This is a genomic window from Pseudomonas cichorii (assembly GCF_003700275.1).
GTDB classification, from domain to species: Bacteria; Pseudomonadota; Gammaproteobacteria; order Pseudomonadales; family Pseudomonadaceae; genus Aquipseudomonas; species Aquipseudomonas cichorii_B.
In genome coordinates, this window is the sequence record NZ_RBRE01000061.1 from 54,260 (window position 1) to 80,112 (window position 25,853).

At 58.3% G+C, this 25,853-nt stretch carries 20 protein-coding genes and 2 tRNA genes; 15 read left to right on the forward strand and 7 right to left on the reverse strand.

The window, feature by feature from the left end:
- Nucleotides 1-22: 22 nt before the first annotated feature.
- The 15 genes from ftsH (at nt 23) to ALQ04_RS17230 (ending at nt 15,206) form a co-directional block, all read left to right on the forward strand.
- Complete coding sequence (ftsH, locus tag ALQ04_RS17160; protein ID WP_122316946.1) at nt 23-1,924, forward strand: ATP-dependent zinc metalloprotease FtsH; 1,902 nt, start codon at nt 23-25, stop codon at nt 1,922-1,924.
- An 8-nt stretch (nt 1,925-1,932) separates the two neighbouring features.
- On the forward strand, nt 1,933-2,784 hold the full coding sequence (gene folP / locus ALQ04_RS17165) for a dihydropteroate synthase (RefSeq protein ID WP_122316947.1): 852 nt from the start codon (nt 1,933-1,935) through the stop codon (nt 2,782-2,784).
- Between the two features lie 20 nt (nt 2,785-2,804).
- Nucleotides 2,805-4,145: a phosphoglucosamine mutase gene (gene glmM / locus ALQ04_RS17170; RefSeq protein WP_122316948.1), complete on the forward strand. Its 1,341-nt coding sequence runs from the start codon at nt 2,805-2,807 to the stop codon at nt 4,143-4,145.
- A gap of 66 nt (nt 4,146-4,211) precedes the next feature.
- Nucleotides 4,212-4,967, forward strand: a complete 756-nt coding sequence (gene tpiA, locus ALQ04_RS17175; protein WP_122316949.1) for a triose-phosphate isomerase — start codon at nt 4,212-4,214, stop codon at nt 4,965-4,967.
- A 4-nt stretch (nt 4,968-4,971) separates the two neighbouring features.
- Nucleotides 4,972-5,352 (forward strand): preprotein translocase subunit SecG, encoded by a 381-nt coding sequence (gene secG / locus ALQ04_RS17180; protein WP_122316950.1) that lies wholly within the window; start codon nt 4,972-4,974, stop codon nt 5,350-5,352.
- A 47-nt stretch (nt 5,353-5,399) separates the two neighbouring features.
- A tRNA-Leu gene (locus ALQ04_RS17185) sits at nt 5,400-5,485 on the forward strand.
- A 96-nt stretch (nt 5,486-5,581) separates the two neighbouring features.
- Nucleotides 5,582-5,658 (forward strand) — tRNA-Met (locus ALQ04_RS17190).
- A 129-nt stretch (nt 5,659-5,787) separates the two neighbouring features.
- Nucleotides 5,788-6,246 carry a ribosome maturation factor RimP gene (gene rimP, locus ALQ04_RS17195; RefSeq protein WP_025258500.1) on the forward strand — a complete coding sequence of 153 codons (459 nt, stop codon included), beginning with the start codon at nt 5,788-5,790 and terminating at the stop codon, nt 6,244-6,246.
- Nucleotides 6,247-6,305: 59 nt separating this feature from the next.
- The gene (gene nusA / locus ALQ04_RS17200; protein WP_122316951.1) at nt 6,306-7,787 is read left to right on the forward strand and encodes a transcription termination factor NusA; all 1,482 of its coding nucleotides are present in this window, start codon (nt 6,306-6,308) and stop codon (nt 7,785-7,787) included.
- Nucleotides 7,788-7,813: 26 nt separating this feature from the next.
- Complete coding sequence (gene infB / locus ALQ04_RS17205) at nt 7,814-10,360, forward strand: translation initiation factor IF-2 (RefSeq protein ID WP_122316952.1); 2,547 nt, start codon at nt 7,814-7,816, stop codon at nt 10,358-10,360.
- 161 nt (nt 10,361-10,521) lie between these two features.
- Nucleotides 10,522-10,938 (forward strand): 30S ribosome-binding factor RbfA, encoded by a 417-nt coding sequence (gene rbfA, locus ALQ04_RS17210; protein ID WP_122316953.1) that lies wholly within the window; start codon nt 10,522-10,524, stop codon nt 10,936-10,938.
- Between the two features lie 3 nt (nt 10,939-10,941).
- Nucleotides 10,942-11,859 carry a tRNA pseudouridine(55) synthase TruB gene (truB, locus tag ALQ04_RS17215; protein WP_122316954.1) on the forward strand — a complete coding sequence of 306 codons (918 nt, stop codon included), beginning with the start codon at nt 10,942-10,944 and terminating at the stop codon, nt 11,857-11,859.
- A 152-nt stretch (nt 11,860-12,011) separates the two neighbouring features.
- Nucleotides 12,012-12,281, forward strand: a complete 270-nt coding sequence (gene rpsO / locus ALQ04_RS17220; RefSeq protein ID WP_024684882.1) for a 30S ribosomal protein S15 — start codon at nt 12,012-12,014, stop codon at nt 12,279-12,281.
- A 174-nt stretch (nt 12,282-12,455) separates the two neighbouring features.
- Complete coding sequence (pnp, locus tag ALQ04_RS17225) at nt 12,456-14,561, forward strand: polyribonucleotide nucleotidyltransferase (protein WP_122316955.1); 2,106 nt, start codon at nt 12,456-12,458, stop codon at nt 14,559-14,561.
- Nucleotides 14,562-14,855: 294 nt separating this feature from the next.
- A complete protein-coding gene (locus ALQ04_RS17230) occupies nt 14,856-15,206 on the forward strand; it encodes a BON domain-containing protein (RefSeq protein WP_122316956.1) in 351 nt (116 codons plus the stop codon).
- Between the two features lie 141 nt (nt 15,207-15,347).
- Here ALQ04_RS17230 and ALQ04_RS17235 read toward each other — a convergent pair whose 3' ends face one another.
- The 7 genes from ALQ04_RS17235 to pgi form a co-directional block, all read right to left on the reverse strand.
- Nucleotides 15,348-15,665 carry a DUF2845 domain-containing protein gene (locus ALQ04_RS17235; RefSeq protein WP_122316957.1) on the reverse strand — a complete coding sequence of 106 codons (318 nt, stop codon included), beginning with the start codon at nt 15,663-15,665 and terminating at the stop codon, nt 15,348-15,350.
- A gap of 5 nt (nt 15,666-15,670) precedes the next feature.
- Nucleotides 15,671-18,628 (reverse strand): DUF748 domain-containing protein, encoded by a 2,958-nt coding sequence (locus ALQ04_RS17240; protein WP_183142206.1) that lies wholly within the window; start codon nt 18,626-18,628, stop codon nt 15,671-15,673.
- Nucleotides 18,629-18,739: 111 nt separating this feature from the next.
- Nucleotides 18,740-19,756 carry a class I SAM-dependent rRNA methyltransferase gene (locus ALQ04_RS17245; RefSeq protein ID WP_122316958.1) on the reverse strand — a complete coding sequence of 339 codons (1,017 nt, stop codon included), beginning with the start codon at nt 19,754-19,756 and terminating at the stop codon, nt 18,740-18,742.
- Nucleotides 19,757-19,858: 102 nt separating this feature from the next.
- A complete protein-coding gene (locus ALQ04_RS17250) occupies nt 19,859-21,037 on the reverse strand; it encodes an acetyl-CoA C-acetyltransferase (RefSeq protein ID WP_122316959.1) in 1,179 nt (392 codons plus the stop codon).
- A gap of 114 nt (nt 21,038-21,151) precedes the next feature.
- The gene (locus ALQ04_RS17255) at nt 21,152-22,021 is read right to left on the reverse strand and encodes an oxygenase MpaB family protein (protein ID WP_122316960.1); all 870 of its coding nucleotides are present in this window, start codon (nt 22,019-22,021) and stop codon (nt 21,152-21,154) included.
- Nucleotides 22,022-22,069: 48 nt separating this feature from the next.
- Entirely contained in the window at nt 22,070-24,007 is a 1,938-nt protein-coding gene (gene acs / locus ALQ04_RS17260; RefSeq protein WP_122316961.1) for an acetate--CoA ligase, read from the reverse strand.
- 132 nt (nt 24,008-24,139) lie between these two features.
- Nucleotides 24,140-25,804, reverse strand: a complete 1,665-nt coding sequence (gene pgi / locus ALQ04_RS17265) for a glucose-6-phosphate isomerase (RefSeq protein ID WP_122316962.1) — start codon at nt 25,802-25,804, stop codon at nt 24,140-24,142.
- Between the last annotated feature and the right edge of the window lie 49 nt (nt 25,805-25,853).

Sequence of the window (25,853 nt, forward strand, 5' to 3'; positions counted from 1 at the left end):
AGAGGGTAGCTAATTGAACGATATGGCAAAGAATTTGATCCTGTGGTTGATCATCGCGGCTGTCCTGGTGACGGTGATGAACAACTTCTCCAGCCCGAACGAACCGCAGACCCTCAATTACTCCGAGTTCATCCAGCAGGTCAAGGATGGCAAGGTCGAGAAGGTTACCGTGGACGGCGCTGTCATTACCGGCAAGCGCAGTGATGGCGATACCTTCAAGACCATTCGTCCAAACATCACGGACAATGGCCTGATTGGTGACCTCGTCGACAACAATGTAGTTGTCGAAGGCAAGCAGCCAGAGCAGCAGAGCATCTGGACCCAGTTGCTGGTAGCCAGCTTCCCGATCCTGGTCATCATTGCCGTGTTCATGTTCTTCATGCGCCAGATGCAAGGTGGTGCGGGAGGCAAGGGCGGTCCGATGAGCTTCGGCAAGAGCAAGGCGCGCCTGCTCTCTGAAGACCAGGTGAAAACGACCCTGGCCGATGTGGCCGGTTGCGATGAAGCCAAGGAAGAAGTGGGCGAGCTGGTCGAGTTCCTTCGTGATCCGGGCAAGTTCCAGCGTCTGGGCGGCCGGATTCCTCGCGGCGTGCTGATGGTTGGTCCTCCGGGTACCGGTAAGACCTTGCTCGCCAAGGCCATTGCTGGCGAAGCGAAAGTACCGTTCTTCACCATTTCCGGTTCCGACTTCGTCGAAATGTTCGTGGGTGTTGGTGCAAGCCGTGTTCGCGACATGTTCGAGCAGGCCAAGAAGCACGCGCCGTGCATCATCTTCATCGACGAAATCGATGCCGTGGGTCGCCATCGTGGCGCCGGCATGGGTGGCGGTCATGATGAGCGTGAGCAAACCCTCAACCAGTTGCTGGTCGAGATGGATGGCTTCGAGATGAACGATGGCATCATCGTCATCGCCGCTACCAACCGTCCTGACGTACTGGACCCGGCCTTGCTGCGTCCGGGCCGTTTCGACCGTCAGGTTGTCGTCGGTCTGCCGGATATCCGTGGCCGTGAGCAGATTCTCAAGGTTCACATGCGCAAGGTGCCGATGGGCGAGGATGTCAATCCAGCCGTTATCGCTCGTGGTACTCCAGGATTCTCGGGTGCCGACCTTGCCAACCTGGTCAACGAGGCGTCGCTGTTTGCTGCCCGTGCCGGCAAGCGCATCGTTGAAATGAAAGAGTTCGAGCTGGCCAAGGACAAGATCATGATGGGCGCCGAGCGCAAATCCATGGTCATGTCCGAGAAGGAAAAACAGAACACTGCCTACCACGAAGCGGGTCACGCTATCGTCGGTCGTGTGGTGCCTGAGCATGATCCGGTCTACAAGGTGTCGATCATTCCGCGTGGTCGTGCGCTGGGTGTGACGATGTTCCTGCCGGAAGAAGACCGCTACAGCCTGTCCAAGCGCGCCCTGGTTAGCCAAATCTGCTCCTTGTACGGCGGTCGTATCGCTGAAGAGATGACGCTGGGCTTTGACGGTGTCACCACCGGTGCTTCCAATGACATCATGCGTGCAAGCCAGATTGCCCGGAACATGGTGACCAAGTGGGGCTTGTCGGAAAAACTCGGTCCGCTGATGTACTCCGAGGACGAAGACTCCGGTTATCTGGGGCGCGGCGGCAGCCAGAACTCGAGCTTCTCGGGTGACACGGCCAAGCTGATCGACCTGGAAGTGCGCAGCATCATTGACCATTGCTACGGCACGGCCAAGCAGATCCTGACTGACAACCGTGACAAGCTCGATGCGATGGCCGATGCGCTCATGAAGTATGAGACCATCGATGCAGACCAGATCGATGACATCATGGCAGGTCGCCCTCCGCGTGAACCGCGCGATTGGGAAGGTGGTTCGGGTACCAAGGGCACGCCTATTCCGGATGTCCGCCCGGAAGCGCCTATCGGCGGTCCTGCTGCTGAACATTAAGGTCTGACATGACATCTACGCTGTACCCGACCCGGTTGCCTTGCGGCAACCGGGTTCTTGATTTGGCCCGTACGCATGTAATGGGCATTCTCAACGCGACCCCAGACTCATTTTCGGATGGTGGCCATTTCAGCCAGCTCGATGCTGCCCTGCGTCATGCAGAGGCCATGGTCGTGGCTGGTGCGACCCTGATCGATGTGGGTGGCGAGTCGACTCGTCCGGGTGCCCGTGCGGTTTCTCCTGTCGAAGAGCTTGAGCGGGTTGCGCCGGTGGTTGAAGCCATCGTTCGCGAACTGGACGTCATTGTCTCGGTTGATACCTCCACTCCTGAAGTGATGCTCGAAACGGCTCGTCTCGGTGCCGGCCTCATCAATGATGTGCGCTCGCTGGGGCGTCCCGGTGCGCTGGCGGCCGCGGCGCAGACAGGTTTGCCGGTCTGCCTGATGCATATGCTCGGTGAGCCGGGCAACATGCAGGATGATCCGCATTACAGTGATCTGCTCGGTGAGGTCAGTGCGTTCCTGCAGGAGCGAATGGACCAGTGTGTGGCGTCAGGTATTGATCGCGAGCGCATCATCCTTGATCCAGGCTTTGGCTTTGCCAAGACGCTGGATCATAATCTGAGCCTGTTCAAGCACATGCAGTCCCTGCATTCCCTGGGACGGCCATTGCTGGTCGGCGTTTCGCGCAAAAGCATGATTGGTGCTGTGCTCGAGCGTCCTGTCGGCGAGCGCTTGTATGGAAGCCTGGCATTGGCCGTCCTGGCGATGACCAAAGGGGCAAGAATTCTCCGTGTGCACGATGTCGCCGAAACGGCTGACGTGGTGCGCATGATTGCAGCTGTCGAATCGGCTGAGTAAGAAACTGTGGAGCAGCATTGATGACTACAAGAAAGTATTTCGGAACGGACGGTATTCGTGGCCGCGTAGGGCAGTTTCCAATTACGCCTGAGTTCATGCTCAAGCTCGGCTGGGCTGCCGGTATGGCATTTCGCCGGATGGGGGCCTGCCGAATTCTTGTCGGCAAGGACACGCGCATTTCTGGCTACATGTTCGAGTCTGCACTGGAGGCCGGTATTTCGGCGGCCGGTGCCGATGTCATGCTGCTGGGGCCGATGCCTACGCCGGCTATCGCCTACCTGACCCGCACGTTCCATGCTGAAGCAGGTATCGTTATCAGTGCCTCCCACAATCCGCATTACGACAACGGCATCAAGTTTTTCTCGGGCAAGGGCACCAAGCTGCCTGACGAGATCGAGCAGATGATCGAAGAGCTGCTGGATACGCCGATGACCGTTGCCGAATCCGAAAAGCTCGGCAAGGTTTCGCGGATCAACGATGCGGCAGGCCGTTACATCGAATTCTGCAAGAGCAGCGTGCCGACCAGCACCAGTTTCGCTGGCCTCAAGCTGGTGATCGATTGCGCACACGGTGCTACCTACAAAGTGGCTCCCAACGTGTTCCGTGAGCTGGGTGCGCAGGTCGTTGTGCTTTCGGCGCAGCCCGATGGCCTCAATATCAACAAGGATTGCGGCTCCACCCACATGGGCGCTCTGCAGGCTGCCGTAGTGGCCGAAAAGGCGGATCTGGGGATTGCCTTTGATGGCGATGGCGACCGTGTTCTGATGGTCGATCATACCGGGGCAATCGTCGATGGCGATGAGTTGCTGTACATCATTGCCTGCGATCTGCAGGAGCGTGATCGCCTGCAGGGCGGCGTAGTCGGGACCCTGATGAGCAACCTGGGCCTGGAGCTGGCGCTGGCCGAGAGGAATATTCCGTTCGTGCGCGCCAATGTCGGTGACCGCTATGTGATTGCCGAGCTGCTGGAGCGCAACTGGCAGATCGGCGGGGAAAACTCCGGACATATCGTCTGCTTCCAGCACACCACGACCGGCGATGCGATTATTGCCGCCTTGCAGGTGCTGCTTGCCTTGCGTCGCAACGGCGTCAGCCTGTGCGAGGTTCGCCAGAAGCTGCGCAAGTGCCCTCAGGTACTGGTCAACGTGCGTTTTGGCGGTGGCGTTGATCCGGTTACCCATCCTTCGGTGCAGGAAGCCTGTGCCCGGGTTACCGAGGAAATGGCAGGGCGTGGCCGGGTGCTGCTACGCAAGTCTGGCACCGAGCCATTGGTACGGGTAATGGTCGAGGGCGAGGACGAAACACAGGTCAGAAACTACGCCGATGAGCTGGCAAAGCTTGTTGCTGAAGTTTGCGCCTGATTTTGGCTTGCCAGTGTTGAAAGTGTTGGGTAACATCTGCGCCCACTTTGACCGACGAGGTGTAGCATGCGTCGCCCTATGGTAGCTGGTAACTGGAAGATGCACGGTACCCGCGCCAGCGTCGCTGAGCTGATCGCCGGGCTTGCCGGGCAGGTTCTGCCAAGCGATGTTGATGTCGCGGTTATGCCTCCAAGTCTCTATATCACTCAGGTGATCGAAGGGCTCAAGGGCCAGTCGGTCACTGTCGGTGCCCAGAATGCTGCGATACAGGCGGCACAAGGTGCATTGACGGGTGAGATAGCGTCGAGTCAGTTGGCTGATGCAGGTTGCAGGTTTGTACTGGTTGGGCACTCCGAGCGCCGCCAATTGATTGGTGAGCAGGATGATGTTCTTAACCGCAAGTTTGCGGCAATTCAGGCGAGTGGCCTGATACCGGTGTTGTGCATAGGGGAAACCCTGGAGCAGCGCGAAGCGGGTCAGACACTGGAAGTTGTCGGGCAACAGCTCGATAGCATCATCGCCGAATTCGGCATTGGTGCATTTGTTGATGCAGTAATCGCTTACGAGCCGGTCTGGGCCATTGGCACCGGGCTGACAGCCTCGCCTCAGCAGGCGCAGGAAGTGCACGCAGCTATTCGCGCGCAACTGGCGAAAGAGAATTCCGAAGTCGCACAAGGCGTGCGTCTTCTTTATGGCGGCAGCGTGAAGGCGGCCAATGCGGTCGAACTGTTCAGCATGCCGGATATCGATGGGGGGCTCATTGGTGGAGCTTCCCTGAATGCAGATGAGTTCGGTGCGATCTGTCGCGCCGCGGGAAACTGAGAAAATGCTGGAAACAGTCGTAGTCGTTTTTCATCTGTTGGGCGCTCTGGGCGTTGTTGCTCTGGTATTGCTGCAACAGGGTAAAGGTGCGGACGCAGGTGCGTCTTTCGGAGCAGGTGCATCAAATACTGTGTTCGGAGGGCAAGGAACCTCTACCTTTCTGAGTAAGTTTACTGCTATACTCGCCGCAGCTTTTTTCATAACCAGCTTGGGGTTAGGTTACTTTGCTAAAGAGAAAGCTCAAGGGCTGACTCAAGTAGGTTTGCCAGATCCAGCGGTATTGGAAGTGAAACAAAAACCGGCAGCAGATGATGTTCCGGTGCTCGAAGGGCAAAAGCCAGCTGTTGTTCCAGCTGACGTACCTCAAGCTCCAGAGCAGAAGTAAAAAAGAATTCGGCGATGTTCGTTGAGGTCGCCAAAAAGAGTTGTAATGCCGAGGTGGTGGAATTGGTAGACACGCAACCTTGAGGTGGTTGTGCCCATAGGGTGTAGGGGTTCGAGTCCCCTTCTCGGTACCAATTAAGCAGGATAGCCCGCACTAGCGGGCTTTCTTGTAGGTGGATGTTCGATTGACCCTTTAAGGGAACGGTCGTATACTTCCGCCCCAGCTTTGTCGCGGGGTGGAGCAGCTTGGTAGCTCGTCGGGCTCATAACCCGAAGGTCGTTGGTTCAAATCCAGCCCCCGCAACCAGTTTCGCGAAGCCCCTATTCTAGGGGCTTTTTGTTAGCTGGACAGTACATGACGCCGGTGTTCAGCGGCGTTTTCGTGATGGGCTTAAGCCCATTTTTTTATTTTTAAAGCATGCACGAGGGGGTTCAGGTGTCGAGCAAGCTAGAACAGTTGCAGGCCTTGTTGGCCCCTGTGGTCGAGGCTCTTGGCTATCAATGCTGGGGAATAGAGTTTCTTTCCCAGGGCCGACATTCACTGCTGCGCATTTATATCGACAAAGAAGGTGGCGTACTGGTGGAAGACTGCGAAACAGTCAGTCGCCAGGTCAGCGGTGTATTGGATGTAGAAGATCCCATCAGCGCTGAATACACGCTTGAAGTGTCTTCTCCCGGCATGGATCGCCCACTGTTCACTCTTGAACAGTTTGCTTTGCACGCTGGGGAACAAGTGAAAATAAAGCTGCGCTCGCCATTCGATGGTCGACGCAACTTTCAGGGTCTTCTCCGCGGGGTGGAGGAGCAGGATGTCGTGGTGCATGTAGAAGACCACGAATACCTGTTGCCGATCGACTTGATCGACAAAGCCAACATTATTCCCACGTTTGACTGAGACGTGCCAGATACTGCGGATCCCGCGGATCCAATGGCTTGCGAAAGGCGAGGCGTACGATGAGCAAAGAAGTACTGCTGGTTGTTGAGTCGGTGTCCAATGAAAAGGGCGTTCCGGCAGGTGTGATTTTTGAAGCGTTGGAGCTGGCCCTGGCCACTGCTACCAAAAAGCGTTTTGAAGATGAAGTTGAACTGCGTGTGGAAATCAACCGCCACACCGGAAACTACGAGACTTTCCGTCGCTGGACTGTGGTCGAAGACGAAGATCTGGACGATCCGGCCTACGAGCTGGCTGTTGATCAGGCCCAGGCCAAGAAGCCGGGTGCTGTCGCTGGCGATCTTATCGAAGAAAAGATCGAGTCCATCGAGTTCGGTCGCATTGCTGCGCAGACCGCCAAGCAAGTCATTGTGCAAAAGGTTCGTGAAGCCGAGCGTGCTCAGGTGGTCGATGCCTATCGCGAGCGTCTGGGCGAAATCATTTCCGGCACTGTGAAAAAGGTTACACGTGACAATGTCATCGTTGACCTGGGCAACAATGCCGAAGCACTGCTGGCTCGCGAAGACATCATCTCCCGGGAGACTTTCCGGGTCGGTGTACGTCTGCGGGCTCTGCTGAAAGAAATTCGCACTGAAAACCGTGGCCCTCAGTTGATCCTGTCGCGTACTGCGCCAGAGATGCTGATCGAGCTTTTCCGTATCGAAGTACCGGAAATTGCCGAAGGTCTGATCGAGGTGATGGCTGCCTCCCGTGACCCGGGTTCGCGTGCAAAAATCGCTGTTCGCTCCAAGGACAAACGAATCGACCCGCAAGGCGCCTGTATCGGCATGCGTGGTTCGCGTGTTCAAGCCGTATCCGGCGAGTTGGGTGGCGAGCGTGTGGATATCGTGCTCTGGGACGATAACCCGGCGCAGTTCGTGATCAACGCAATGTCCCCTGCAGAAGTGGCGGCAATCATCGTCGATGAAGATGCCCATGCAATGGATATCGCTGTTGGTGCGGACAACCTGGCTCAGGCCATTGGTCGTGGCGGTCAGAACGTGCGTCTGGCCAGTCAGTTGACTGGCTGGACCCTGAACGTGATGACCGAATCGGACATCCAGGCCAAACAGCAGGCAGAGACTGGCGACATTCTGCGCAACTTCATCGACGAGCTGGAAGTCGACGAAGACCTGGCGCAGGTGCTGGTTGATGAAGGCTTCACCAGCCTGGAAGAGATTGCCTACGTACCGCTGGAAGAAATGCTCAACATCGATGGCTTTGACGAAGAAACCGTCAACGAGCTTCGCGCTCGTGCCAAGGATCGCTTGTTGACTAAAGCCATCGCTACTGAGGAAAAGCTGGCAGACGCCCATCCGGCCGAAGACCTGCTCTCGCTTGAGGGTATGGACAAGGATTTGGCGATGGAACTGGCGGTGCGCGGCGTAATTACCCGCGAAGACCTGGCCGAGCAGTCTATTGATGACCTGCTCGACATCGACGGCATTGACGATGATCGTGCCGGCAAGTTGATCATGGCCGCCCGAGCCCATTGGTTCGAGTAACAGGCGCGGCCTGAGGAGAGAAGTGCATGACGCAAGTCACGGTGAAACAACTGGCCGATGAGGTCAAAACACCGGTAGAGCGCCTGCTGCAGCAGATGCGTGAGGCAGGTCTGCCGCACACCGCCGCCGAGGAAAATGTGTCCGACAGTGAAAAGCAATCGTTGCTGACTCACTTGAAAAGCAGTCACAAGGCTAAGGTGGAAGAGCCGCGCAAGATTACCTTGCAGCGCAAGACCACAAGCACCTTGCGTGTTGCTGGCAGCAAAAGCATCAGCGTTGAAGTGCGCAAGAAGAAAGTTTTCGTGCAACGCAGCCCGGAAGAAATTGAAGCCGAGCGCAAGCGTGAGCTGGATGAACGCCGTGCGGTAGAAAATGCCGCTCGTCAAAAGGCTGAAGAAGAGTCCAAGCGTCGCGCCGAAGAAGAAGCGCGCCGCCAGCCTGCTGCCCAACCGGTTGCCAGCGAAGCCTCTGCACCAGCTCCAGTGGCTGCTGCCGCTGCCGAGCCAGTGCGTGAAGCATCTGCGGCACCTGCTGCTGCGCCAACATCTGCAGCACCAGCTGCACCTGTTGTCGAAGTTCGCAAGCGTGATGATCAGCGTCGTCCGGACAAGACCCGTGGCGATGACCGCAATGCTCGTAGTGGCGACGGTGAGCGCAAGAATGCTCCGCATCGTGCTTCGGTAAAAGAGAAAGCACCAGCTCCGCGTGTTGCGCCTCGTACTACCGATGAAGAAAGCGATGGTTTCCGTCGTGGCGGTCGTGGCAAGTCCAAGCTGAAGAAACGCAATGCCCACGGTTTCCAGAACCCTACCGGTCCGGTTATTCGTGACGTTGCCATCGGCGAGACCATCACGGTCGGCGAGCTGTCGGCACAGATGTCCGTCAAGGCAGCTGAAGTCATCAAGTTCATGTTCAAGCTGGGCACTCCGGTGACCATCAACCAGGTACTGGATCAGGAAACTGCCCAGTTGATCGCCGAAGAGCTGGGCCACAAGGTCACGCTGGTCAGCGACAACGCCCTGGAAGATTCCCTGGCCGAATCGCTGAAGTTCGTCGGCGAAACCTTCGCCCGTGCTCCGGTCGTGACGGTAATGGGTCACGTTGACCACGGTAAGACGTCCCTGCTCGACTATATCCGTCGTGCCAAGGTAGCTGCTGGCGAAGCCGGTGGTATCACCCAGCACATCGGTGCCTACCACGTTGAAACCGAACGCGGCATGGTTACCTTCCTCGACACCCCGGGTCACGCCGCGTTTACCGCAATGCGTGCCCGTGGTGCCAAGGCGACCGATATCGTCATCCTGGTCGTTGCTGCTGACGACGGCGTGATGCCGCAAACCATCGAAGCCGTTCAGCATGCTGTCGCTGCTGGCGTGCCACTGGTGGTTGCAGTGAACAAGATCGACAAGCCGGGTGCAGATCTCGATCGCATCCGTAGCGAGTTGTCGGTTCACGGCGTGACTTCCGAAGAGTGGGGCGGTGATACGCCTTTCGTTCCGGTTTCCGCGAAAATGGGTACCGGCGTTGACGAACTGCTCGAAGCGGTCCTGCTGCAAGCCGAAGTCCTGGAGCTCAAGGCCACTCCATCGGCTCCTGGCCGTGGTGTCGTGGTCGAGTCCCGTCTGGACAAGGGCCGCGGCCCGGTTGCGACGGTTCTGGTTCAGGACGGTACGCTGCGTCAGGGCGACATGGTTCTGGTCGGCTCGAACTTCGGCCGTATCCGCGCCATGCTCGACGAGAACGGCAAGCCTGTAAAAGAAGCTGGCCCGTCGATTCCGGTCGAGATTCTCGGTCTGGATGGCACGCCGGATGCCGGCGACGAGATGAGCGTACTGGCTGACGAGAAGAAGGCCCGTGAGGTCGCTCTGTTCCGTCAAGGCAAGTTCCGCGAAGTCAAACTGGCTCGCGCTCATGCTGGCAAGCTGGAAAACATCTTCGAGAACATGGGTCAGGAAGAGAAGAAGACGCTTAACATCGTCCTCAAATCCGACGTCCGTGGTTCGCTGGAAGCACTGCAGGGCGCCCTGGGCGGCCTGGGTAACGACGAAGTGCAAGTACGTGTGGTCGGCGGCGGTGTCGGTGGTATCACCGAGAGCGATGCCAACCTGGCACTGGCTTCCAACGCTGTACTGTTCGGCTTCAACGTGCGTGCCGATGCTGGCGCTCGCAAGATCGTCGAGCAGGAAGGTCTGGATATGCGTTATTACAACGTGATCTACGACATCATCGAAGACGTCAAGAAAGCGCTGACCGGTATGCTGGGCAGCGATGTTCGCGAGAACATCCTCGGTATCGCCGAAGTGCGTGACGTGTTCCGCTCGCCGAAGTTTGGTGCGATCGCAGGTTGTATGGTTGTTGAAGGTGTCGTTCACCGTAACCGTCCGATCCGCGTTCTGCGCGACGACATCGTTATCTTTGAAGGCGAGCTGGAATCCCTGCGCCGCTTCAAGGACGATGCTTCTGATGTTCGTGCCGGCATGGAATGCGGTATCGGCGTCAAGAGCTACAACGACGTCAAGGTCGGTGACAAGATCGAAGTCTTCGAGAAGGTCCAGGTTGCTCGCAGCCTTTAAATCGCGAGCTACAGGAGCCATGGCAGAACGAGGCATGCAAATGCCTCAGCCTCTGTCATGGGGCTCTAAACGCAACGCCCGGTCTGGCAACTGTCAGGCCGGGCGTTTGCCGCTTTCAGACTGTCAGGGTTTGGTCCCGAGTCAGTAACAGGTAGCAAACCATGGCAAAAGAATATAGCCGTACCCAACGAATCGGCGATCAGATGCAGCGCGAACTGGCGCAATTGATCCGTCGCGAAATCAAGGACCCACGTGTGGGTCTGGTCACCATCACGGCAGTCGATGTCAGCCGCGATGTGGGACACGCCAAGATCTTCATGACCGTAATGGGTCAGGACAGCGCCGAGGAAATCGCGCAGACCATCAAGGTGCTCAATTCCGCCGCTGGCTTCCTGCGCATGCAGCTGGCCCGTGAAATGAAGCTGCGCAGTGTGCCGCAACTGCATTTCCACTACGACGAAAGCGTGGCGCGTGGTGCACATCTCTCGGCATTGATCGAGCGTGCAGTGGCCGAAGACGGACAACATCAGGAAGGTTCCGCGCCACAAGGCACGAAGCCGGACAGTACCGAGGAGTAAGGCGTGGCTCAGGTCAAGCGTATACGCCGCAACGTCAGCGGGATCATCCTGCTCGACAAGCCTCTGGGCTTTACTTCCAATGCGGCCCTGCAAAAGGTTCGTTGGTTGCTCAATGCCGAAAAGGCCGGGCATACCGGTAGTCTCGATCCGCTGGCTACAGGTGTGTTGCCGTTGTGCTTTGGTGAGGCCACCAAGTTCTCCCAATACCTGCTCGATTCGGACAAGTCCTACGAAACGCTTATGCAGTTGGGTAAGACCACCACCACGGCAGACTCCGAAGGCGAGGTTTTGCAGACTCGCCCGGTGACCGTTGGTCGTGAAGATATCGAAGCGGTTCTGCCGGCTTTTCGCGGTCAAATCAGCCAGATACCTCCGATGTACTCGGCCCTCAAGCGTGATGGACAGCCTCTTTACAAGCTGGCCCGTGCAGGTGAAGTAGTGGAGCGCGAGCCTCGTTCTGTTACTATTGCGCGCCTGGAATTGCTGGCGAGCGAGTCCGAGACGGCGCGTCTTTCGGTCGATTGCAGCAAAGGCACCTATATCCGGACCCTGGTCGAGGATATTGGTGAGAAACTGGGCTGTGGTGCCTATGTTGCCGAACTGCGTCGTACCCAGGCCGGGCCTTTCGACCTGAGCCAGACGGTGACGCTGGAAGAGCTTGAGCAAGTGCATGCCGACGGTGGCAACGAAGCGGTTGACCGTTTCCTGATGCCATCTGACAGCGGTCTGCTACATTGGCCACTGCTGACGTTCTCGGAACACAGTTCTTTCTACTGGCTGCATGGTCAGCCGGTAAGAGCACCGGACGCACCGAAGTTCGGTATGGTTCGGGTGCAGGATCACGAAGGTCGCTTCATCGGTATCGGTGAAGTAAGCGAAGACGGGCGTATAGCGCCGCGTCGCTTGATTCGGTCAGAATGACCGGAACCGGTCTGTTTGCATGCAAACGGGCTGGCACGAGGGTGGCTGTCAACAGGCGCGGTCACATCTCATTTTTAAATACAGGGATTTGTCCCTGGCCTGTTGGAATCGTCTTCCCCGGAAGCGGTTTCCTTTACTGAAGGATTGCCCACATGGCACTCAGCGTTGAAGAAAAAGCTCAGATCGTAACCGACTACCAGCAAGCTGTTGGTGATACTGGTTCGCCAGAAGTGCAAGTTGCACTGCTGACCGCCAACATCAACAAACTGCAAGGCCACTTCAAGGCCAACGGTAAGGACCACCACTCGCGTCGTGGTCTGATCCGTATGGTAAACCAGCGTCGCAAGCTGCTGGATTACCTGAAAGGTAAGGACGTTAGCCGTTACAGCACCCTGATCGGTCGTCTGGGTCTGCGTCGCTAATAACGACGTTGCAAGAGGTTGGTTGTCTGTCATGATTCGTCGGTCTAATCGACGGTTCCTGGCAGGCTCCCAGCCTCTAGTTTTATCTGGACTGCCGAAGGGTCCGATTCCCCTCGCTGCCCAAGAATTCGCAAGAAACCAGTTCCCCAAGAGCCACAGAAAAGGTAGGAAACCGTGAACCCGGTAATCAAGAAATTTCAGTTCGGTCAATCGACCGTAACCCTGGAGACTGGCCGCATCGCCCGTCAGGCTTCCGGCGCAGTATTGGTCACCGTTGACGACGACGTCAGCGTATTGGTGACAGTGGTCGGTGCCAAGCACGCCGATGCCAGCAAGGGCTTCTTCCCTCTGTCCGTGCACTATCAGGAAAAGACCTACGCTGCCGGCAAGATCCCTGGTGGTTTCTTCAAGCGTGAAGGCCGTCCTTCCGAGAAAGAAACCCTGACTTCGCGTCTGATCGACCGTCCGATCCGTCCGTTGTTTCCAGAAGGCTTCATGAACGAAGTGCAGGTTGTCTGCACCGTGGTTTCCACCAGCAAGAAAACCGATCCGGACATCGCAGCGATGATCGGCACTTCGGCTGCCCTGGCCATCTCCGGCATTCCGTTCGACGGTCCTGTCGGCGCTGCCCGCGTTGCTTTCCACGAAAGCACCGGCTACCTGCTGAACCCTACTTACGAGCAACTGCAGGCTTCCAGCCTGGACATGGTTGTTGCCGGTACTTCCGAAGCCGTTCTGATGGTTGAATCCGAAGCCAAGGAGCTGACCGAAGACCAGATGCTGGGTGCCGTACTGTTCGCCCACGACGAATTCCAGGTCGTGATCAACGCCGTCAAGGAGCTGGCCGCCGAAGCCGCCAAGCCTACCTGGGACTGGCAGCCAAAGCCTGAAGCGACTGACCTGCTGGGCGCGATCCGTTCCGAGTTCGGCGACGCGATCTCCCAGGCCTACACCATCACCATCAAGGCCGACCGTTATGCGCGTCTGGGCGAGCTGCGCGAGCAGATCGTTGCCAAGCTGGCCGTTGAAGAAGGCAGCCCGTCTGCCGGTGAAGTCAAAGCCGCTTTCGGCGAAATCGAATACCGTACCGTGCGCGAGAACATCGTCAACGGCAAACCACGTATCGATGGCCGTGACACCCGTACTGTTCGTCCGCTGAACATCGAAGTCGGCGTTCTGCCAAAGACTCACGGTTCGGCACTGTTCACCCGTGGCGAAACCCAGGCTCTGGTAGTCGCTACTCTGGGTACAGCGCGCGATGCACAGCTGCTCGATACCCTTGAAGGCGAGAAGAAAGACCCCTTCATGCTGCACTACAACTTCCCTCCGTTCTCGGTGGGCGAGTGTGGTCGCATGGGTGGTGCTGGTCGTCGTGAAATCGGTCACGGCCGTCTGGCACGCCGTAGCGTCCAGGCCATGCTGCCTGATGCAACCGTGTTCCCGTACACCATCCGTGTGGTTTCGGAAATCACCGAGTCCAACGGTTCCAGCTCCATGGCTTCGGTCTGCGGTGCTTCCCTGGCTCTGATGGACGCCGGTGTACCGATGAAGGCGCCAGTTGCCGGTATCGCCATGGGCCTGGTCAAGGAAGGCGAGAAATTCGCAGTTCTGACCGACATCCTGGGTGACGAAGACCACCTGGGCGACATGGACTTCAAGGTAGCCGGTACCTCCAAAGGTGTTACCGCGCTGCAGATGGACATCAAGATCAAGGGCATCACCGAAGAAATCATGGAGATCGCCCTGGGCCAGGCCCTGGAAGCTCGCCTGAACATTCTGGGTCAGATGAACCAGATCATTGGTCAGTCGCGTACCGAGCTGTCGGCCAACGCTCCGACCATGATCGCCATGAAGATCGACACCGACAAGATCCGTGACGTCATCGGTAAAGGCGGCGCGACCATCCGTGCAATCTGTGAAGAGACCAAGGCTTCGATCGATATCGAAGACGACGGCTCGATCAAGATCTTCGGTGAAACCAAGGAAGCTGCTGAAGCTGCACGTCAGCGCGTTTTGGGCATCACTGCCGAAGCGGAAATCGGCAAGATCTACGTCGGCAAGGTTGAGCGCATCGTCGACTTCGGCGCATTCGTAAACATCCTGCCGGGCAAGGACGGTCTGGTTCACATCTCCATGCTGAGCGATGCTCGCGTAGAGAAAGTGACCGACATTCTGAAAGAAGGTCAGGAAGTCGAAGTTCTGGTACTGGACGTCGATAACCGCGGCCGTATCAAGCTGTCGATCAAGGACGTAGCCGCTGCGAAAGCATCGGGCGTCTGATCGCTCGACAGGCTCTGTCAAAAAAGGATCCTTCGGGATCCTTTTTTTATGAGCGTAAAGAAAGGCTTGCGTAAGACAGCACCTTAAAACGCATGATAGGAACATGCATCTTGCATGTGAGGTTTTTCGGCGAACGGGCAATCTGCACGATGCGGCAAAATAGGAAAAAATATAACTTGTTGAATTTAGAGGATTTTATTTGATTTGGTAAATTGGCACAGCGCTTGCGATATAACCAATAACCCTGCAGCCAACGATGTTGCTGCAGTTTCTGAGAAAAACAGGAGTTATCGTATGAAGAAGTTCGCTATCGCTGCTGCCACTGCAACTGCCCTGACACTGACCATGGCTAACGCTGCATTCGCTCAGACCAACACCCAGGCGCCAATGATGCTGGCTGCCGGTGAAGTGGCTCAAGCCAAAGAAGCGACCAGCGATACCTGGATCACCACCAAGGTCAAAGCTGATCTGGTGACCGAGAAGGGCATCCCTGGTTCGGACATCAAGGTTGAAACCAACAAAGGCGTGGTTTCCCTGTCCTCTACTGTTGCAGTAACCGAAGCCCAGAAGACCACTGCGGTCAACATCACCAAGAAAATCAAAGGCGTTCAAGCTGTTTCGGCCGATGGCCTGAAAGCTGAGTAAGCCCTTGAAATGAACATCTGACGCCGTGCCGACGACCTCGAACGTTGTTGGCCGACAGGAGGTTCATGCGAGAGGCCACAAGGATGTGGCCATTACAGGCCCCGGTGTTCGCACCGGGGCCTGTTCTATTCTGAAGGGGCGTCAATTACCGCGTTTGCTATCGATCCGCACGAGGCGTCCGCCCTCGAAGCGCAGATATCGATACATGCCGTTATCCGGGCCGTAGACCCACTCTTCGATCCGCACTTCCTCGGACCTGCGATAGTTGCTGCTGTAGGTTTCCTTGCTGCCCACAACCTCCTGGCTAACCGGTGCTCCGCACTTCTGCTGAACCTCGAAGAGCCTGTCTCCCGTACTGATCAACTGGCTGCCACAACGCAAGGTCGAAGCCTGTGCGCTGGCCAGCGAACACGCCAGCAGGACGAAGCCAAAGAGGGATCGGGTCAGAAGGTTATTCAAGTCATTTACTCGCTGTCCAGATGAAGTGGGCTGATCACCCGGCCATCCGCTTGTGCCTGGCCAAGGTGTGCGTCGACAAAGTAGATACGCTGATCTTCAAGTTTGCCCTTTTCCACCAGATAGTCCTTGATGCTGCCAGCCCGGTCCTGCCCCAGCTCACGCAACAGTACTTCGTTGCTGCTCCAGAACTTGAGAATGGCTGCGCGCATCCTGTTCAGGCGTTCTTCCTTGCCAAGGTCGGTCCATTCTGCCGGTGGCTGCTGCTTCAGTCGAGCGCGATAGATGCCTTCGAGCATCGGGCCTTTCTCGTCGTCAGGCACCTGTAGCTGGGCCGCTCTGGCCGGAACCTTGTCGCCGCGACGTTGCATGATCTTGTAGAAGGTGGACTGGTATTCGCGCTCCAGGCGCTGCTGGGCAATCAATGGACCGTCGCTGCCGGCTGCGCTGGTGCCTTCGATTTCCAGGCGCAGGGTCGGGCGCTCCTTGAGCGCGCTCGCCAGTGTGTCGAGGGCTTTGCGGGCATCATCGCTCAGCTCGCTGGAGCCAGGCGCGAAACTGATATTGCCCAGGTCTTCCGAGCCGCCACCGCTGACCAGCCCGCCGAGGAGCTTGAAGGGCGCCTGGGCCGCACGCAGTACCAGATTGCGCAGTGTCTGCCAGACGATCGGCATGACGCTGAATTGCGGGTTGTTCAGATCGCCTTCGACCGGCAGTTCAATGGCAATCCTGCCTTGAGTGTCCTTGAGCAGTGCCACGGCGAGGCGAATCGGCAGGTCCACCGCGTCGGGGCTGTCGACTTTCTCGCCCAGTTGCAGCTGTTCGACGAGTACCTTGTTCTGGGCCTTCAGCTTGCCCTCGGTAATCAGGTAATGCAGGTCGAGATTGAGGCGCCCCTTGCGGATCCGGAACCCGGCGAACTTCCCGGAGTAGGGCGTCAGCGTGGTCAGCTCTACGCGCTTGAAGCTGGTGGCGATATCAAGGCTGGCCATCGGGTTGAACGGGTTGAGGCTGCCCTTGATGGTGACCGGTGCGTAGCGGTCCACCTTGCCCTCGACATTGACCGGAGCCGGTTTGGCCTGACGGTTATCGATGGTGCCAATGCGCCCGTTGAGTTGCTGCACGGCAGTGATGAAGTTGGGGGTCAGGGTCAGGTCGGCGAAATTGGCCGAACCGTCCTTGATGTTGACCTCGCCGATATGAATTCCCAGGGGTTTCTCATTGCCTGCTGTTTTTGCCGGAGCAGTGCTGTCTTGCTTGTCGGCGGGCTGCGGAATGAGCAGGTCATCGATATTGGTGCTTCGATCGTCATTGATCATGAAGCGTGCATAAGGCTGCTGCAGATTGACGCTGGCAATCGACAGGTTATCGCCATGCTGGTAATTCAGGCCTTCAAGCTCCAGCCGCTGCCACTTCATGAAGTCGCGCTGCTTGAGGGTGTCGAGGGTGTGAAGCTGATTGACCTGAGCCTTGCCGGTCACGCCCAGCGCCAGGGGCTCGGTGCTTTTCAGGTCGACTGCAATATCGCTGTCGAGCATCCCGCTGCGCATTTCCAGGCGAATGAACGGGCTGATGTAGGCTTGAGCGAGGCGCAGGTCGATATCCCGGGTGGTTACTTTCAGGCGTGCATTGACCGGACTGAGACTGACATCGCCCGCAGCGGTCAGATTGCCTTGCCTGCCGATGCCGCTATCGAGCCGCAGGGTGAAGGGCGATTTGTTGAGGCTGTCGAAATTCTGCAGGTCGAGATTCAACGGGCCGACGTCGAGGGTAACCGGTTCTTTGGGCACCCGATCAGCCAGATGAACCCGATAGTCGCGCAGTTGCACGTCGCGCAGCAGTACTTGCCAGGGCCTGGCAGGCGCGGCTGGCTGGCTGGCAACCTTGGCTGGAGCCTCTTTGGCAGAAGCCGGCTCTGCGGCCTTGGCATCGATCTGTGGTTGCTTCGGTGTCGGTTTCCCCGGTTGGCTGGCAAACAGTTTCTGCCAGTCCAGCTGGCCATCGGCTTCACGTGCGGCCCAGGTTTCCAGTTTGCTGCTGCGGATCTTGCCGACGGTAACCAGTTGTCTGGCCAGATCAACCGATGTCTCGCTGACATCCAGACGTTGCAGGCGCACCAGTGGCCGGCCATCAGGTGCATCCAGCGCGAACGGCGCGATGCTGGCCGCTGCGTTGCTGAGCTGAAGTTGCGTTTCCTTGCTCAGGTCGAGTTTGTAGGCGGTACTGAAGTTCAGTACGCCATCCTTGATCGCCAGTGGCAGGGCATCGCGTACATACGGCCACCAGAGCTTCATCTTGCTGTCGGTGATCTTCAGCGTGCCTTCGGAGGTGATCGGTACCAGGCTGATGCGCCCGACCCAGTCGATCTGGCCGCCATCGGGGCCGACGGCGACCAGTGTCATGTCTGCGTTGTCTTCCGGGAGCGTGCTGAGGTTCTTCAGCTCCAGGTTCAGCTTGTCGTAAAGAAATTCGATGGGTTCACTGGGGCGCAGGTCCTGAAAGTGCACATAGCCGCCAGCCAGTTTAATGTCGTCGATACGCAGCGGAAACGGATTGCCTGCGGGTTCGTTGGTGGCGGGCTCGCTGGGCGGCAGCTTGAACAGTTGTGCAAGGTTCAACCGGCCTGTCTTGTCAAACAGCAGCTCGGTTCTGGGATTACTCAGCTCTACCTTTTGCAGATGCAGTGCGCCACTCCAGAGACTGTCGATCTGCAGGTTGGCATACAGCTTCTCGAAGGCAATCTGCTCTTTTCCGGGGACGCCGATATTCAGCCCCCAAAGGGTCAGCTCCAGGCTATAGGGATTGAGCTCCAGGCGTTCGAGCTTTGCCGGAACGGTGGAGTAGTTGCTCAGTTGCTGGTTGGCAATACGCAGGGCAACACCGGGCAGAATGAAAAAGCCCAGCAGGCTGTACAGCACGAATACAGCCAGCAAAGTGCCAAGAGTACGTTTCAATCCTTTGGACATGTGGGGCTTTGTCTCTTTGTTTCGGAGCTCCTTGGAGTATGGCACGCCCATTGGGTTCAAAAGGCAAAGCCAGCCAGCACTGTAGGAAATTTCCTTTAATACGAGGCGCTATCAGAACTGCAGAACCAGTGTCTTGAGTGGCGGCTGATTGTCCTGCGACGGGAAGTCGGCAGCAGGCTGAATGACCTGACAATCACGTACCGGTCGGCCAGCTTTGCTTGCACAGCGCAGAACCTGCTCGCGCCAGTCGTCCATGCTGACTTTTGCCAGGTTGTTGCAGCAGATCAGCACGCCATCCTCGGCGGTCGCCAGAAGTGCCGGTTTGAGCAGGCTCTGATAGTCACGCAGCAGATCGACAGTACCGAAAGCGCTTTTGGCCCAGGCGGGCGGATCGAGCAGCACCAGATCGTACTGGCGCTGTTCCAGTCGCGTGTAAGCCGGAAGTTTTTGTCCGCGACGTGCGCTGACCGGCAGGCCGGCCAGTTGCCGGATCGCCGGGAAGTAGTCCGACTGAATGAACTGCATCGCCGGTAATTGCGGGTTGAGCGCACCGTTTTCACGGCCAACGGCCAGGTTGCTTTCGGCAAAGTCCAGGTTGCAGACTTCGCGTGCGCCACCGGCAGCCGCACTCAGCCCGACGCCGCAGGTGTAGGAAAACAGGTTCAAGACACTTTTGCCCTTGCTGTGCTCCTTGACCCAGCCGCGGGTATTGCGCAGGTCGAGAAACAGCAACGGGTCCTGCCCGGTATGACGGCCGCGGACCCGGTACTTCAGGCCCCATTCATGACCGACCAGATCTTCCAGCGCCGCGTCCTGCGCCTTGTAGACCGGGTCCTGACGATCGATTCGCGAGTTGCCCTGCGAACGGTCGTTGTAGACCAGCAGGCTTTCCAGGCCCAGCCGGGCATTGATCAGCGAGTGCAGCTCAAGCAGCGATTCGAGATCCAGGGTGCTATGGAAGCTTTGTACCAGCAGTTGCGGGCCATAGCGGTCGATGGTCAGGCCGCTGGCGCCTTCCTGGCTGCCGTGAAACAGCCGGTAGCAGTCCGTTCCCTGGCGATGCAGGTCGGCGAGCAAGGATTGACGGTTATCGAGGGCGACGCTGAGCGCCTGATTCAAGGAAGACATGCATGGCGCCCTGGGCTGGAATTAGGCGCGGGAGTTTAACAGTTACCGGGGAGTGGTAGATCGTTCTCGGCGAACCGGGAACGATCATTCAAACGTTATCGATCAACGAGCCAGGGCCAGCGCCACGCCTTGACCGCCACCAATGCACAATGTGGCCAGACCTTTTCTTGCGTCGCGCCTGATCATTTCATGCAGCAGTGTGACCAGAACCCGGCAACCCGAAGCGCCAATCGGATGACCCAGGGCGATGGCACCGCCATTGACGTTGACCTTGTCCAGATTCAGCCCAAGTTCCTTGGCAACCGACAGCGACTGGGCGGCAAACGCCTCGTTGGCTTCGATCAGGTCCAGTTCTTCCAGTGTCCAGCTAGCCTTGTCCAGGCAGCGGCGGGTCGCGCTGACCGGGCCGATGCCCATGATCGCCGGGTCTACACCGGCATTGGCGTAGGCGGCGATGCGCGCCAGCACTGGCAAGCCCAGTTGCTCGGCCTTGGCAGCGCTCATCAGCATCACGGCGGCGGCACCATCGTTGATCGATGAAGCGTTGCCTGCGGTGACCGTGCCGTCTTTCTTGAAGGCTGCCTTGAGCTTGCCCAGCGACTCGGCGGTGGTGCCGGCCCGCGGTTGTTCGTCGGTATCGAAGCGCAGTGGATCGCCTTTGCGCTGCGGGATCAAGATCGGGGTGATTTCATCGGCGAAACGTCCGGCCTTGATGGCCGCTACTGCATGCTGTTGCGACGTGGCGGCGAACTCATCCTGTGCCTGACGGCTGATCTCGTACTTCTCGGCGAGGTTTTCGGCGGTGATACCCATGTGATAGTCGTTGAACGCATCCCAAAGGCCATCGCTGATCATGGTGTCGACCAGCGAAGCGTGGCCCATGCGCAGACCGGTACGGGCGCCGGGCATCACATAATTGGACAGGCTCATGTTTTCCTGGCCGCCAGCGATGATGATCTCGGCGTCACCGCAGCGGATTGCCTGGGTTGCCAGATGCAGGGCCTTGAGGCCTGAGCCGCAGACCTTGTTCAGGGTCATGGCGGGCACGGCAAACGGCAGCCCGGCCTTGATCGCAGCCTGACGCGCCGGATTCTGGCCTGCGCCAGCGGTCAGCACCTGGCCCATGATGACTTCGTCGATCTGCCCGCCATCGACACCGGTCTGGGTGAGCAACTGGCGGATAACGGCCGCGCCCAGCTCCACAGCGGGAATAGTGGCCAGTGAGCCCTGGAAACTGCCCACGGCAGTCCGGGTGGCGGCAACGATAACGACGTCTTGCATGGTGCTGATCCTCATTGTTATTGGGGCGGAACCGGGTGGCGGCTCGAGGTGATCAATCGACTCATGTTGGCACATATCCAAAGCCGGATTCCAACCGGGAACCCGGCGGTCATCTTATCCACAGCTCATTCGTCGTTGTGCCCGATGAATGGAGCCGTTGCGCACGGCCCAGCGCAGGATCGGCGCACTGCAGTTGACGCCGGCATGAATCATCTTGCGTCGCAGCGGACCTTGTTCGACATCGAGCATTTCGCTGGCCCAGAGTGGCAGCAGGTCGATGCCCGCCTGCATCATCAAGGAGCCGAATGGCTTGACCAGCCAGTTCGGCGCCGGTTCGTTGAGCAGCAGGCGCACCACTTCACGGCTGCGTTCGTCACACAGCAGTTGGCTGCGGATGTTGTGCAGGTAGTCGGCGATTGCCTGACGTGAGCGCGGTACATCTTCGGCGCCCAGGCGTTCGGCGATGAGTGCCGTTTCCGCGTAGTAAGCGTCCTGATCGACCAGTGACATGCCCGGATCGAGGTAGCGCAAGTGCGCCGCGAGAAAGCTGCTGACTTCCGCCACATGCACCCAGGTCAGCAGTTGCGGGTCGCTGGCGGCGTAAGGCCGGCCGTCAGGCGCGGTCCCGGTCACTTGCAGGTGGATGGTGCGGACCTTTTCGATCAGCCAGTTGGCATCGCGGGTCGCGCCGAAGGTGGTACCGGCCAGAAACTGTCCGGTACGCCGCAGCCGACCGAGCATGTCTTGTCGAAAGCTTGAGTGGTCCCAGACCCCGGAGAGTGCCAGCGGGTGCAGCACTTGCAGCATCAGGGCGCTGATGCCGCCGATCAGCATGCTGGTAAAGTCGCCATGCACCCGCCAACACACCGCCTGCGGGCCGAACAGGCCAGGGTCGCCCTTGGGGTTTTCCAGATCCAGTTGGCCCAGTGACAATCCGGTCAGGCTCATGACCTGGGTTTCGATACGACGACGAATGAATTCCATGTGCTCTCGGTTGGCTACTGCGGGCATGCAGACCATGCCTCGCTTGCCTCACCGATTCAAGCGTTTGTCGATCAGGTTATCCACAACTCCAGGGTCGGCCAGGGTCGAGGTGTCGCCCAGGTTGGCGAGTTCGTTGCTGGCGATCTTGCGCAGGATGCGCCGCATGATCTTGCCCGAGCGGGTCTTGGGCAGTGCAGGCGCCCACTGGATCAGGTCGGGTTTGGCAAAACTGCCGATCTCCTTGCTGACATGAGCCAGGATTTCGCTCTTCAAGGCTTCGCCGGGTTCGATCTCATTGATCAGGGTGACAAAGGCATAGATTCCCATGCCTTTGACGTCATGGGGATAACCTACCACTGCGGCCTCGGCGATCTTGTCGTGCAACACCAGTGCGCTCTCGACTTCGGCAGTGCCGATCCGGTGTCCCGACACATTGATCACATCGTCGACCCGGCCGGTGATCCAGTAATCGCCATCTTCGTCGCGACGCGCCCCATCGCCCGTGAAGTAATACCCGGCATACGGTTTGAAGTAGGTATCGATCATGCGCTGCGGATCACCGTACACGCTGCGGATCTGTCCCGGCCAACTGGCCTTGATCGCCAGCAGTCCGCTGCCCGGCCCGACAATTTCCTTGCCTTGCTCATCGAGCAAAACCGGTTGTACACCGAACAGTGGTTGCGTAGCACAGCCGGGTTTGACCTGGCTGGCGCTGATCAGCGGAGTGAGCATGATGCCGCCGGTTTCGGTCTGCCACCAGGTATCGACGATAGGGCAGCGTTCTTTGCCGACCTGATGGAAATACCATTCCCAGGCCTGCGGATTGATCGGCTCACCGACACTGCCCAGCAGACGCAGGCTTTCCCGCGACGTGCCTTGCAGTGGCTTGGGACCTTCACGCATCAAGGCCCGCAAGGCGGTGGGCGCGGTGTAGAAGATATTGACCTGATGCTTGTCGATGACCCGCCAGAAGCGCGACGCATCCGGATAATTGGGAACTCCCTCGAACATCAGCGTGGTGGCGCCATTGGCCAGCGGACCATAGACGATGTAACTGTGCCCGGTGATCCAGCCTACGTCCGCGGTGCACCAGAAGATCTCGCCATCGCGATAATCGAACACCTGCTTGTGGGTCATGGCTGCCTGCAGCAGATAGCCGCCGGTGGTATGCATCACGCCCTTGGGTTTGCCGGTGCTGCCGGAGGTATACAGAATGAATAGCGGGTCTTCGGCGTCCATGGCTTCGGGCGGGCAGTCATCGCTGATGCCGTGCAGCGCCTCGTGATACCAGAGGTCACGGCCCTTGACCCAGTTGATCTCGCCCTGGGTACGCTCCACCACCAGTACCGTATTCACGTTCGGGCAGCTTTGCAGGGCCAGGTCGACATTGTGTTTCATCGGGATGTACTTGCCGCCGCGCACGCCCTCATCGGCGGTGATGACTGTGTGGCAGTCGGAGTCGAGAATCCGGTCGCGCAGGGCGTCCGGAGAAAAGCCGCCGAACACCACCGAATGCACGGCACCGATGCGTGTACAGGCGAGCATGGCGTAGGCCGCTTCGGGAATCATCGGCATGTAGATACAGACCCGGTCGCCTTTTTTGACGCCGCGGATCTTCAAGACATTGGCCAGTCGGGAAACGTTGTGATGCAGTTTTCTGTAGGTGACTTCGGCTGATTCGCTCGGATTGTCGCCTTCCCAGATCAATGCGATCTGATCGCCCCGATCCTGCAAGTGCCGGTCGATGCAGTTGTAGCTGACATTGAGCTTGCCACCCTTGAACCAGCTTGCCTGACCGGTGCTCAGGTCTGAGCTGTGCACTTCGTCCCACGGGGCTGACCAGTCGAGAAAGGCCGTCGCCTGTTCTGCCCAGAACTGATCCGGGTTATCCACTGACAGTTGGTACAGACGTTGGTAGTCGGCCTGGCTCAACTGCGCGGATTGGCGTACGGCGTCGGCTTTGGGGAATGCGCGGATATCGAACATGACGGCTTCCTTATTCCTGTGCTGTTACAGAATAGGAGCCGGGGAGGGAAAGCTGGGTTCAATCGGGTTTTCACGAATGAGTTGGCTCCCACAGTGTGGGAGCCAACTCATTCGCGAAGGCAGTACTTACTGTCAGCCGCGATGACGGCCGCGGAAGTAGTTGATCAGGCCTTGGGTCGAAGCATCTTCGGCAGGCTCTTCGTTGCCGCCGGTCAGGCGCTGATAGACGCCCTTGCCCAGCTCCTTGCCCAGTTCCACGCCCCATTGATCGAAGGCGTTGATGCCCCAGATCACGCTCTGTACGAAGACCTTGTGTTCGTACATTGCCACCAGGGCACCCAGGCGGCGCGGGCTGATGCGTTCGACGACCAGCGTGTTGCTCGGGCGGTTACCCGGAATCACCTTGTGCGGAGCAATCTGCTGCACCTTGTCTTCCGGCAGGCCAGCTTCACGCAACTCGGCTTCTGCTTCGGCGCGGGTCTTGCCCAGCATCAGTGCCTGGCTTTGCGACAGGCAGTTGGCGTACAGCCACTGATGATGGTCGGAAACCGGGTTGAAGCTGACGATCGGCACGATGAAGTCAGCCGGGATCAGTTGTGTGCCTTGATGCAGCAACTGGTGGTAAGCGTGCTGACCGTTGCAACCTACGCCACCCCAGATCACCGGGCCGGTATCGGTGGAAACCGGTGTACCGTCCTGACGCACGCTCTTGCCGTTGGATTCCATGTCCAGTTGCTGCAAGTGCTTGGTGATGTTGCGCAGGTAATGGTCGTAAGGCAGGATTGCGTGGCTCTGCGAGCCCCAGAAGTTGCCATACCAGACGCCGAGCAAGGCCAGCAGCACCGGCATGTTCTTTTCAAACGGCGCGCTCTGGAAGTGCTGGTCCATGGTGTAGGCACCGGACAGCAGTTCCTTGAAGTTGGACATGCCGATGGCCAGCGCGATCGGCAGGCCAATGGCCGACCACAGCGAGTAACGACCGCCAACCCAGTCCCACATCGGGAAGATGTTCTCTTCACGGATACCGAAGGCCACCGCCGCAGCGTTGTTGCTCGATACCGCGATGAAGTGCCGATACAGCTCGGCCTCGGAACCGCCCTGAGCCAGATACCAGGCACGTGCCGCCTGGGCGTTCTTCAGGGTTTCCAGGGTGTTGAAGGACTTCGACGAAACGATGAACAGCGTGGTTTCGGCGCGAATCTTCATCGACAGTTCATGGAATTCACTGCCGTCGATATTGGCCAGGTAATGGCAGCGCACGCCTTTATGGGCGTACGACAGCAGTGCCTCGGAGACCAGTTCAGGACCGAGGAACGAGCCACCGATACCGATGTTCACCACGTCGGTGATCGGCTTCTCGGTATAGCCACGCCACAAGCCATCGTGGATGCGTCCGACCAGCTCGGTGATCTGGTTGAGGACCTTGTGGACTTCCGGCATCACGTTGACGCCATTGACCTGCAACTTGTCGCCCACCGGACGGCGTAGCGCGGTGTGCAGCGCCGGACGGCCTTCGGAAGAGTTGACCAGTTCGCCGTCGTATTGCGCCTTGATCGCTTCCTTGAGGCCGACTTCATTGGCCAGGTTGACCAACAGGTCCTGGGTTTCGCCGGTAATCAGGTTTTTCGAGTAGTCGAGAAACAGACCGCAACTGCTGAGGGTGAATTGGCTGAAGCGTTGCGGGTCTGCGTTGAACGCTTCGCGCATGCTGAAATCCTGCATGGCTTGGCGGTGTTGACTCAGCGCCTGCCAGGCGGGCAGGGCGGTCACATCAGAAGGAGTGCGGTAGTACGCCATCGCTGCGGGTTTCCTTATAACTTGAACGGCCTTTGGAGGTTGAAAGCCA